The organism is Curtobacterium sp. Csp2 (assembly GCF_013347165.1).
This window is the reverse complement of sequence record NZ_CP054593.1, coordinates 2,438,293-2,448,715: the sequence shown is the minus strand read 5'-3', so window position 1 is coordinate 2,448,715 and position 10,423 is coordinate 2,438,293. Positions and strand designations below refer to the sequence as shown.

Here is a 10,423-nt window from a genome sequence, read left to right as displayed (position 1 = left end):
CTTAGTGATTGACTGTAGACGTGAGGAAGAGAATGATGACTAAACGTATGGAGGAGATTAGGTTGTGTTTTTTAAGGATACGGCGACCCCCAAAATCTACACAGAGTGGATCGTCGGCAGCGTCAGATGTGTATAAGAGACAGCGACAGCTCGCCGGCGGGGTGGGCCTGAGCCGCGGCCGCCGCGACCCGAAGCGAGCTCGCCGGCGGGGTGGGCCTGAGCCGCGGCCGCCGCGACCCGAAGCGCCTGGAGCAGGGCGACGCCCTGGACTGGTGGCGGGTCGAGCGCCTCGAGCGCGGGCGGTACCTGCGCCTGCGCGCCGAGTTCAAGTCGCCGGGTCGCGCCTGGCTCGAGATGACCGTCACACCGAGCGACGGCGGTGGGAGCGACTACCACCAGCGTGCGATCTACTTCCCGCAGGGGCTGTCCGGACGGCTCTACTGGTACTCGATCCTGCCGTTCCACGGGGTGATCTTCCCCGGGATGGTGGAACGCATCACGGCCGCCGCCGAGCGCGAGTCCGAGCACACGGAGTCGACGGGGCGCAACTGGACCCAGCACAATGGGTCCGAGGCACCCGTCCACGAGGAGGCAGCATGACCGATCGGCCAGCCACGACCGAGGGACACGGACCGCTCCTGTTCCTGGGTGACAGCATCACCGAGCAGGGCTCCTGGGACGCCTGGCTCCCGGGCGAGCACGTCGTCAACCAGGGCATCGGCGGGGACACCACCGACGGCGTCCTCGAGCGTCTGGACGCCGTCGTCGCCGAGCAGCCGGAGGCGATCGTCCTGCTCATCGGCACCAATGACTTCGGCAACCACCGCGCGAGCGTCGAGCACGTCGTCCGCGGCGTCGAGTCCGTCCTCGTGACGCTCCGCCGCGAACTGCCTGGCGTCCGCCTGCTGCTCGTGTCGATCCTGCCCCGACAGGCCGAGTGGGCGGCGAAGATCGACGCGGCCAACCGGCACCTGCGCCAGTTCGTCGCCACCTGCCACGCGCAGTACCTCGACCTCTGGCCCGCCCTCGCGGACGGCGACCACCTCGACGAGCGGTACACCGACGACGGCCTGCACCTGACCGAGGACGGCTACCGCGCCGTCGTCGCGGAGCTCGAACCCGCCCTCGAGCGGCTCCGGGGCCTCCCGCCGATGTCGCGCCCGATCCAGGCGATCGACCTCGAGGAGGCCGGCGCCTGATGGCCCGGAAGGGTCGGCCCCCGGCGGGGTCGTCGCTCACCGGTGTGCCCTCGTCGCGACCGGGCACCGCCGGCCGCGGGGCGACCACCGCGAAGACCACCCCGCCGTTCACGCGGCCCGCCCTCGCGCCGTCGCTCATCGCGGCGATGCTCCTGCTGGCGTTCGTGGCGATCATCGACTCGTCGGCGTTCGTGTTCGTCCGGTGGGGCGTGACCGTGCTCGCGCTCATCGTGCTCGTCTTCGCGGTGCGCGGACGCACGTGGTGGGCCGCCGTGGCCATGGCGGCCGTCGCGGTCTGCTGGAACCCGGTCGTCGTCGTGCCGATCCCGGGGCAGGTCTGGGCCGCCCTGCAACTCGTCGTGGCCGCGCTGTTCGTCGCTGTCGGGATCCTCGTCAAGGTGCCGCGTCAGGCGGACGCGAGCAGCGCCTCCAGGCCGTAGCGCACCACGTCGGCGGCGCGAGCCGACCCGCCGACCGGGGTGACCGCCGGACGGTAGGATCACAGGAGCCGGGCGCAGGGCCCGGCGACACGATCCGAAGGGCATGGATGAGCCACGAGACCGAGCCGGCGACCGAGAGTCCTCTGCTGAACCCTCGACCGTCCTCGGGCGGTCTCGACCGTCCCGACGTCGTCGTCCGCAAGGGACGGCTGACCCTGGTCAACGGGCACCTGACGCCCCAGCAGTCGATGATCGAGGACCTCCTGTTCCTCGACGACGCGCTCACCGCCGGCGACGTCGACCACCTGCTCATCCGCGGCAACGACCAGCGCCCCGTGATCGCGGTCGACGAGCGCGACCGGCAGCGGGCCGAGAGCGCCGTGATGGCCGCCTCGGCGAACGAGCCGTTCTACGCCAAGCCGCCGGGCAAGCCCGCGGTGCTCGTCATCGACGACGGCCTCGGTCCGGTCGAGGAGCCGGTCCTGCGGGTGTTCCGACCCCGCCTCGAGCCCCTCGGGCGCCTGCGCTACGGCGCGGAGACGAGCGTGCAGCTCGAGTTCTGGCGCGTCACCGACACCGAGGTGCTCGCGCCGAAGGAGAACGCCCTCATGCGCCGTTCCCTGCCGATCGAGGAGTTCGTCGTCGTCGACATCGAGCGGTACGGCCGCACGTGGCGCACCGTCGAGCACATGTTCGAGGACCACGTGTCGGACATCCGCTTCCCGATCGACATCGTCTTCTCGTGGGTCGACGGCAACGCGATCGAGTACCAGCGCGCCCGCCAGGCCGCGCAGGCGAACGCCGTGCTGGGGGAGGGCGACGACGCCCCCGCCCGCTTCCGGCAGATCGACGAGCTGAAGTACGCGCTCCGATCCGTGCACACCTTCGCCCCTTGGATCCGGCAGATCTACATCGCCACCGACTCGCCGGCACCGCACTGGCTCGCCGACCACCCGAAGGTGCGGATCGTCCGGAGTGAAGAGTTCTTCGCGGACCCCTCCGTGCTGCCCACGCACAACTCGCAGGCCGTCGAGTCGCAGCTGCACCACATCCCGGGCATCAGCGAGCACTTCATCTACTCGAACGACGACATGTTCTTCGGTCGCTCGGTCGACCCGTCGGTGTTCTTCAGCCCGGGGTCGGTGACGAAGTTCATCCTCGCGACGACCCGGATCGGGCTCGGCTCGAACAACCCGGCTCGCAGCGGGTTCGAGAACTCCGCCCGGGTGAACCGTCGCCTGCTCCAGCAGCGCTTCGGCGCGGTGACCACGCGGCACCTCGAGCACGCGCCCACGCCGCTCCGGGCGTCGATCATGACCGAGATGGAGCACGAGTTCGCGGACGAGTTCCGGGCCACCGCCGCGTCGCGGTTCCGGGCCGCCGACAACATCTCGGTGACGAACTCGCTGTACCACTACTACGCACTGCTGACCGGTCGCGCGATCATGCAGGAGAACGCGACCGTCCGGTACGTCGACACGACGATGCAGTCCGGGCTCAAGGCGCTCGACGACCTGCTCAAGAAGCGGAACGTCGACTTCTTCTGCCTGAACGACGGCAGCTTCCCCGAGGTCTCGGACGAGGAGCGGACAGCGCGCGTCACGGACTTCCTGGAGCGGTACTTCCCGTTCCCGGCGCCGTGGGAGCGTACCGCGGAGTAGCGCTGGCGCCCAGCGCCGGGCGAGCCGGGGGTGGGGCGCCGGACGCGCCGGACGTGCCGAGTGAGGGGCGCCGAGTGTGCCAGATCTGGGACGCTCGGCGTCGCCGCCCGACGTTCCCCGCACGCTCGGCGTCGCGCTCACGGGGTGTCGTGCGCGTTCGGCGCGCACCGACGCGGGCAACGTGAGGCCGCAGCACCGCGGTCACGCAGCGCTGCGACTCCGCGGCGCCCTGCTCGTCAGCGGCGGACGGGGCTGGTGGGCACCGCGTCGAGGGTGAACACCGGGATGCTCGCCGTGACCGGGGCCGGCTCGACCGCGGCCGGGATGGAGACCCCCGCGGCCGCGAGACGTGCTTCGGTCTCCGTCGCGGAGACCGGCTGCCCCACGGTCGAGTAGTGCCCGACCGGGACCACCGAGTGCACGACGTTGTTGCCGTAGACGTGCACGAGGTTGAACGACTGCGCGCCGTCCTGTCCCCGGGTACCGCCCTGGTACTCCGTCAGGTCCTGCGTGTAGCACGTGGCGCTGGCGACCGAGACCGGGATGCCGGCGAACACCGCGCTCGTGGAGTAGTGCAGGTGGCCGGCGATGATCGCGATGACGTCGGAGCCCTCGACGACCTCGGCCAGGGCCGCCTGGTCGCGGAGCTCGACGAGGACGGCGAGGTCCTGGACGCTCGGCACGGGCGGGTGGTGCATCGCGAGGATCGTGCCGTGCGGCGCTGCCTCGGAGAGGACCTCGGCGAGCCAGTCGAGCTGCGCGGGGGAGACCTCGCCGTGGTGCTGACCCGGGACGCTCGTGTCGAGGGTGATCACGCGCAGGCCGTTCACGTCGTACACGAAGTCGACGGGGCGGTCGGTGGGCTGCAGGCCGAAGAGCTCCTGGCGGAAGGCGCCGCGCTCGTCGTGGTTCCCCATGGCCCAGATGACCTGCGCGCCGATCCTGGCCGCGGCTGGCTCGACGATGTCGCGGACCCGGGCGTAGGCGCCGGGCTCACCCTTGTCGGCCACGTCGCCGGTGACGACGATCGCCTCGGGGTGGGTGCCGGAGGCCTCGATGTCGGCGATGATCGCCTGCAGTCGTGCTGCGGAGTCGACGTCCCCGTAGAGGGCGCCGTCTCCCGCCACGAGGTGGGTGTCGCTGAGGTGGAGGAGGAAGTGGTTCGGCCTGGGGTGTTCGGCCGTCCGGCTGTCCATCGGTGTCTCGTTCCGTTGGCGGATGCGTAGTGCAACACAGTGTCACACCGTTCTCCACGAGTCCACCACTCGTTCTTGAATCCGAGGTGAACCGGAAGCGTGTTTCTCTGAAATTGAGGCGAACGAACGAACCCCCCGACCACGAAGTGGACGAGGGGCTCGTTCGTTCTTGCCGAGAAGTGTTGCTGAGGCTTAGTGGTTCCCGGCACCGACCGCGGGGGCCGGGGTGGTGCTGTCGATCTCCGGACCGTGGTGCGCGGCGTGCGCGGCCTCGAGCTCGGACTTCGTGACCGGCGCGATGCGGTCCTCGAAGAAGAAGCGGGAGAGGCGTGCACGGGTCTTCTGCACCGCGGTGATCCGACCCTTGGCGTCCGGACGGATCATGAGGGGCTTGTACTCGTTGAACTGCAGGAGCTTCCAGCGCTCGTACTCGTCGAGCTGCTCGTGCACCTCGATGTACTCGCCGTGCGGCAGGCGGACGATGCGTCCCGACTCGTAGCCGTGCAGGACGATCTCGCGGTCCTTCTTCTGCAGCGCGAGGCAGACGCGCTTCGTGATCCAGAAGGCGACGAACGGGCCGAGGACCGTCGTGGCCTGTATGACGTGGATCACGTGCTCGATCGACACCATGAAGTGCGTGGCGATGATGTCGGACGAGGCAGCCGCCCAGAGCGAGGCGTACAGCGTGATGCCCGCCGCACCGAAGGCGGTGCGGGTCGGGGCGTTGCGCGGCCGGTCGGCCAGGTGGTGCTCGCGCTTGTCACCGGTCACCCACGCCTCGATGAAGGGGTAGATGAACATCGCGATGAGGAGGAACATCAGGACCGCGATCGGCACGAGGATGTTGAACGACACCGTGTAGCCGAACCACACGACCTCCCAGTGCGGCGGCACCAGACGGAGCGCGCCGTCGGCGAAGCCGATGTACCAGTCGGGCTGGGTACCGGCGGACACCGGGGACGGGTCGTACGGGCCGTAGTTCCAGATCGGGTTGATCGTGAACAGCGACGCGATGAGGGCCAGGATGCCCGCGACGATGAAGAAGAAGCCACCGGCCTTCGCGGCGAACGCCGGGAGGATCGGGACGCCGACGACGTTCTCGTTCGTCTTGCCGGGGCCTGCGAACTGCGTGTGCTTGTTGATGACGACCAGCACGAGGTGGACGCCGAGCACCGCGACGAGGATCGCCGGGAGCAGCAGGATGTGCAGCGTGTACAGGCGGCCGACGATGTCGGTGCCCGGGAACTCGCCGCCGAACAGCAGGTAGGCGATCCAGACGCCGATCACCGGGACGCCCTCGATCATGCCGACGATGATACGGAGACCGTTGCCGGAGAGCAGGTCGTCGGGGAGCGAGTAGCCCGTGAAGCCCTCGGCCATGGCCAGGATCCACAGCACGAAGCCGAAGACCCAGTTGAGCTCACGCGGCTTGCGGAAGGCACCCGTGAAGAACACGCGGGCCATGTGCAGCATGATCGAGGCCACGAACAGCAGCGCTGCCCAGTGGTGGATCTGCCGGACGAAGAGTCCGCCGCGGATGTCGAACGAGATGTTCAGCGTGGACTGCAGGGCGGTCGACATCTCGACGCCCTTCAGCGGCACGTACGAGCCGTTGTAGACGACCTCGGTCATCGACGCCTGGAAGAAGAACGTCAGGAACGTCCCGGAGAGCAGGACGACGACGAAGCTGTACAGCGCGACCTCGCCGAGCATGAAGCTCCAGTGGTCGGGGAAGATCTTCCGCCCGACCTCCTTCACGAGGCCCGAGATGCTGGTGCGCTCGTCGATGTAGTTCGCGACCCCGCCGATGATGCGGGATCCGCGCTCCGGCGCCGGCTTCGTGGCCGTCGACGAAGGGGTGGTGGTTGTGGTGCTGGTCATCAGCGTTCACGCTCCCAGAAGGACGGTCCGACCGGCTCGTGGAAGTCGCTCTGGGCGACCAGGTAGCCGTCGTCGTCGATCGCGATCGGAAGTTGGGGGAGGGGACGTGCGGCCGGGCCGAAGATGACCTCGCAGTTGTTCGAGACGTCGAACGTCGACTGGTGGCACGGGCACAGCAGGTGGTGCGTCTGCTGCTCGTAGAGCGCGACCGGGCACCCGACGTGGGTGCAGATCTTGGAGTAGGCGACGATGCCGTCGTAGCCCCAGTCCTCGTGCCCCTTGGCGGGGTTGAGGTCCTTCGGGTCGAGGCGCATGAGGAGGACGGAGGCCTTGGCCTTCTCCTCGAGCATGTGCTCCGAGTCCAGCATGCCGTCCGGGATCACGTGGAAGACCGAACCGATGGTGACGTCGGAGGCCCGGATGGGGAGGCCCGTCGGGTCCTTCGTCAGGCGCATGCCCGACTTCCAGAACGTGTGACGGAGCAGCTCGTTCGGGTCCTCTGCCGGGGCGAGGTCACGGACGAGGACGATGCCGGGCAGCGGGAACGCGGCCAGGGCGCCGATCATCGAGTTGCGGATCAGCTTGCGACGGCTGAACCCGGACTCCTTGTCGGCGAGCTGGAACGCCTCGACCGCCTTGGCGCGGGTCGCGTCGGTCCCACGGGTGGGGTGGCGCATCTCGGAGATCTCACGGTCGACGACGAGCGTCTTCGACCAGTAGACCGCGCCGAGGCCCAGGGCGATGAGCGCGAGGGCGATGGCCAGGCCGAGCCAGAGGTTGCCGGCGCGGACGGTGCCGAAGTTCTCCGGGTCGATCGGGAACGCGACGTAGGCCGCGATCGCCAGGACGCTGCCCACGATGGACAGGTAGAAGAACGTGGCGACCTGACGCTCGGCCAGGCGCTGCTTCTTCGGGTCGACGTCGGTGCGGCGCGCGCGGTGCGGCGGCTCGCCCGGGTTCTCGAACGGGTCGGCGGGGACGACCGCCGTGCCTGCCGGGGTACTGGTCGTGCCGTGCTTCTCGACAGCCGAGGACGAGCTCAGTGCCTCGTCGTCGTGCTCTGCCATGGTGTTCCCTTCAGTGTCGTTCGACACGGACGATCAGTTGGTCTTCGCGGTCAGCCACACGGTCATCGCGACGACCGCACCGAGACCGAAGATCCAGATGAACAGACCCTCTGCCACCGGGCCGAGGGAGCCGAGGGCGAAGCCGCCGGGCGACTTGTTGTCCTGCACGTACTTGAGGTACGTGATGATGTCGGCCTTCTGCTCGGGCGTGAGGTTCAGGTCGTTGAAGACCGGCATGTTCTGCGGGCCGGTGGCCATGGCCTCGTAGATGTGCTTGCCGGAGACCGTCTGCAGGTTCGGCGCGTACTTGCCCTCGGTCAGCGCACCACCGGCGCCGGCCACGTTGTGGCACATCGCGCAGTTGATGCGGAAGAGCTCTGCGCCCTCGGCGGCGTCACCCTTGCCGTCGGTCAGCGACGTGGAGGGGACGGCCGGGCCGGGGCCGAGCGAGGCGACGTAGGCACCCATGGCGTCGATCTGCTCGTCCGTGAACTGGGCGGGCTTCTCCTCGGCCTGCGGGCCCTGGGCTGCCATCGGCATGCGACCGGTGCCGACCTGGAAGTCGACCGACGCGGCGCCGACACCGATGAGGGACGGGCCCTCGCTCGTGCCCTGCGCGTCGAGACCGTGGCAGGTCGCGCAGTTCGAGGCGAAGAGCTTCTGGCCCTCGTTCACCTTCGACTGGCTCGAGGCCACGGTGGTCGTGCTGTCGTCGGCGTTGGCCGTCGAACTGAACAGCGCGTACGCACCGCCGGTGGTCATGAGACCCACGACGATGAGCGACACGGTCGCCATCGGGGAACGGCGGCCCTTCTTGGACTTGGTTCTGTTGAACATGCTGTGCGGGGTGTCCAGTTCCTACTTGAGAAGGTAGATGACGGCGAAGAGACCGATCCAGACCACGTCGACGAAGTGCCAGTAGTACGACACGACGATCGCGGTGGTCGCCTCCTTGTGCCCGAAGTTCTTGGCGGCGAAGCCACGACCCAGGGTGAGGAGGAACGCGATGAGACCGCCCGTGACGTGCAGGCCGTGGAAGCCGGTGGTCATGTAGAACGCGGAGCCGTAGGCGCTCGAGGAGAGCGTGACGCCCTCGTGCCAGAGGTTTGCGTACTCGAAGATCTGGCCGCAGACGAAGATCGCGCCCATGCAGTACGTGACGAAGAACCACTCCGTCATGCCCCAGTCCTTCGGGTTCCAGCTCGTGCGGTGCACCTGGAAGCGCTCGGCGGCGAAGACCGCGAACTGGCAGGCGAAGCTGGACAGCACCAGGATGATCGTGTTCACGGAGGCGAAGGGCACCTCGAGCTTGGACGTCTCGGTCGCCCAGAGCTCGGGCGAGGTGCTGCGCAGCGTGAAGTAGATCGCGAACAGGCCGGCGAAGAACATGACCTCGCTGCCCAGCCACACGATCGTCCCCACGGCAACGGCGTTCGGCCTGTTCAGGACCGGACCGCTGGCGGATCTGGAGAGAGGGGTGCTAGTCACGTCCTCCATTATGGCCGAAACCTGTGACAGTGTTTTCGCAGCAGACTGGCGGGTCTCTCGAATTCACTACGATCGAGGCATGTCGCTCTCACTCTCCTGGCCTGCGGTGATCAGCGCGCTCATGGCGCGCGAGGACCTCTCGATCAGGCAGTCCACATGGGCCATGGAGGAGATCGTCCAGGGGCGTGCGACCGCAGCACAGATCGCCGCGTTCGCCGTCGCCCTGCGCGCGAAGGGCGAGACCGTCGACGAGGTCGTCGGGTTCCGCGACGCCATCCTCGATGCCGCTGTCCCACTGGACGTGGACCCGATGGCGCTCGACATCGTCGGCACCGGCGGCGACGTCGTGGGCACCGTGAACGTCTCGACGATGGCCGCGATCGTGATCGCCGCCTCGGGCGTGCCGGTCGTCAAGCACGGCAACCGCGCGAGTTCGTCCAAGTCCGGGTCGAGCGACGTGCTCGCCGCCCTCGGACTCGACCTGTCGATGGACGCGGTGCGGGTAGCGGACACGTTCCGGCGTGTCGGTCTGACCTTCGCGTTCGCGAGCGCGTTCCACCCCGGCTTCGCGCACGCGGCTCCGGTGCGCCGCGAGATCGGTGTGCCGACCGTCTTCAACTTCCTCGGCCCGCTCGTCAACCCCGCCCGGTGCGAGGCGAACGCGGTCGGTGTGGCCCAGCTCGAGCTCGTGCCGATCATCACGGGCGTGTTCCAGACCCGCGGCGCGACGGCGCTGGTGTTCCGCGGGGACGACGGCCTCGACGAGCTCACCACGACCGGGCACTCGCACATCTGGGAGGTCACCGGCGGCCGGGTCATCGAACACGACCTCGACCCGCGTGACCTCGGGATCGCCCGGGCGCGCACCGAGGACCTGCTCGGCGGCGACCCGGAGCACAACGCCGCCGTGGTCCACCGGGTGTTGGCGGGGGAGACCGGCCCGGTCCGGGACATCGTCCTGCTGAACGCCGCCGCGGGACTGGTGTCCTTCCGGCTCGCCGAGGACCCCGACCAGGCCGACCAGCCGATCCTGCAGCGCTTCCGCGAGCAGCTCGTCGNGGCCGCCGAGGCGATCGACTCCGGCGCAGCGGCGCAGAAGCTCGCCGACTGGGTCGGCGCGGCCCCCGCGGCCTGACCCAGCGACGCCGCGGCGCCGAGCCGAGCCGAGCCGAGACGCAGCCGAACCACAGAAACGCCCCCGAACCACCGAGACGCCCCCGGATCCGGGGGCGTCTCGTCGTCGTGGCGGCGTCTCGCGAGCAGGCGCACCGGAGCCGCGTGCGCGAAGCCGGGGTGGAACGCGCTCGCGAACGCGAAGGTCAGACCGACACGCCGGAACGTGTCCGCTACCCGCACCGCGTCCATCGACAGGTCGAGTCCGAGGGCGGCGAGCACGTCGCTCGACCCGGACTTGGACGAACTCGCGCGGTTGCCGTGCTTGACGACCGGCACGCCCGAGGCGGCGATCACGATCGCGGCCATCGTCGAGAC

Annotated in this window: 9 protein-coding genes and 2 pseudogenes; 5 read left to right on the top strand and 6 right to left on the bottom strand. The window is 69.0% G+C overall.

Annotated features, from left to right (window positions below):
- Positions 1–189: 189 nt before the first annotated feature.
- The 4 genes and pseudogenes from HUN59_RS11840 to HUN59_RS11825 all read left to right on the top strand — a co-directional run.
- Positions 190–600, top strand: a pseudogene (locus tag HUN59_RS11840) (DUF2867 domain-containing protein); the annotation flags it as partial.
- On the top strand, positions 597–1,199 hold the full coding sequence (locus HUN59_RS11835) for a GDSL-type esterase/lipase family protein (protein WP_058743211.1): 603 nt from the start codon (positions 597–599) through the stop codon (positions 1,197–1,199). The pseudogene HUN59_RS11840 and the gene HUN59_RS11835, both read left to right, overlap by 4 nt.
- Positions 1,199–1,639, top strand: a complete 441-nt coding sequence (locus HUN59_RS11830; protein ID WP_229666691.1) for a DUF6804 family protein — start codon at positions 1,199–1,201, stop codon at positions 1,637–1,639. The genes HUN59_RS11835 and HUN59_RS11830 overlap by 1 nt, the downstream gene beginning before the upstream one ends.
- A gap of 107 nt (positions 1,640–1,746) precedes the next feature.
- Complete coding sequence (locus HUN59_RS11825; RefSeq protein ID WP_174778461.1) at positions 1,747–3,300, top strand: stealth conserved region 3 domain-containing protein; 1,554 nt, start codon at positions 1,747–1,749, stop codon at positions 3,298–3,300.
- Positions 3,301–3,536: 236 nt separating this feature from the next.
- Here the strand turns inward: HUN59_RS11825 and HUN59_RS11820 are convergent, their stop codons facing one another.
- From HUN59_RS11820 to ctaE, 5 genes are all read right to left on the bottom strand, one after another.
- A complete protein-coding gene (locus tag HUN59_RS11820; protein WP_174778460.1) occupies positions 3,537–4,496 on the bottom strand; it encodes a phosphodiesterase in 960 nt (319 codons plus the stop codon).
- 192 nt (positions 4,497–4,688) lie between these two features.
- Positions 4,689–6,377, bottom strand: coding sequence for a cytochrome bc1 complex cytochrome b subunit (qcrB, locus tag HUN59_RS11815; RefSeq protein ID WP_174778459.1), 1,689 nt, complete (start codon positions 6,375–6,377; stop codon positions 4,689–4,691).
- Positions 6,377–7,444, bottom strand: coding sequence for a cytochrome bc1 complex Rieske iron-sulfur subunit (qcrA, locus tag HUN59_RS11810; protein WP_058743207.1), 1,068 nt, complete (start codon positions 7,442–7,444; stop codon positions 6,377–6,379). Before qcrA ends, qcrB begins: the two co-directional genes overlap by 1 nt.
- 33 nt (positions 7,445–7,477) lie before the next feature.
- Positions 7,478–8,281: a cytochrome bc1 complex diheme cytochrome c subunit gene (gene qcrC / locus HUN59_RS11805; protein ID WP_058743206.1), complete on the bottom strand. Its 804-nt coding sequence runs from the start codon at positions 8,279–8,281 to the stop codon at positions 7,478–7,480.
- Positions 8,282–8,302: 21 nt separating this feature from the next.
- A complete protein-coding gene (gene ctaE, locus HUN59_RS11800; RefSeq protein WP_058743205.1) occupies positions 8,303–8,941 on the bottom strand; it encodes an aa3-type cytochrome oxidase subunit III in 639 nt (212 codons plus the stop codon).
- A gap of 70 nt (positions 8,942–9,011) precedes the next feature.
- Between ctaE and trpD the strand changes: the two genes are divergently transcribed.
- The gene (gene trpD / locus HUN59_RS11795) at positions 9,012–10,067 is read left to right on the top strand and encodes an anthranilate phosphoribosyltransferase (RefSeq protein ID WP_174778458.1); all 1,056 of its coding nucleotides are present in this window, start codon (positions 9,012–9,014) and stop codon (positions 10,065–10,067) included.
- Positions 10,068–10,195: 128 nt separating this feature from the next.
- On the opposite strand, the pseudogene HUN59_RS11790 reads toward trpD, so the two are convergent.
- Positions 10,196–10,423, bottom strand: a pseudogene (locus HUN59_RS11790) (anthranilate phosphoribosyltransferase); the annotation flags it as partial.

Excerpts from the sequence above, each read along its gene's own strand:
- HUN59_RS11835 (WP_058743211.1), top strand. The coding sequence starts at position 597 with ATGACCGATCGGCCAGCCACGACCGAGGGACACGGACCGCTCCTGTTC.
- HUN59_RS11830 (WP_229666691.1), top strand. The coding sequence starts at position 1,199 with ATGGCCCGGAAGGGTCGGCCCCCGGCGGGGTCGTCGCTCACCGGTGTG.
- HUN59_RS11825 (WP_174778461.1), top strand. The coding sequence starts at position 1,747 with ATGAGCCACGAGACCGAGCCGGCGACCGAGAGTCCTCTGCTGAACCCT.
- HUN59_RS11820 (WP_174778460.1), bottom strand. The coding sequence starts at position 4,496 with ATGGACAGCCGGACGGCCGAACACCCCAGGCCGAACCACTTCCTCCTC.
- qcrB (WP_174778459.1), bottom strand. The coding sequence starts at position 6,377 with ATGACCAGCACCACAACCACCACCCCTTCGTCGACGGCCACGAAGCCG.
- qcrA (WP_058743207.1), bottom strand. The coding sequence starts at position 7,444 with ATGGCAGAGCACGACGACGAGGCACTGAGCTCGTCCTCGGCTGTCGAG.
- qcrC (WP_058743206.1), bottom strand. The coding sequence starts at position 8,281 with ATGTTCAACAGAACCAAGTCCAAGAAGGGCCGCCGTTCCCCGATGGCG.
- ctaE (WP_058743205.1), bottom strand. The coding sequence starts at position 8,941 with ATGGAGGACGTGACTAGCACCCCTCTCTCCAGATCCGCCAGCGGTCCG.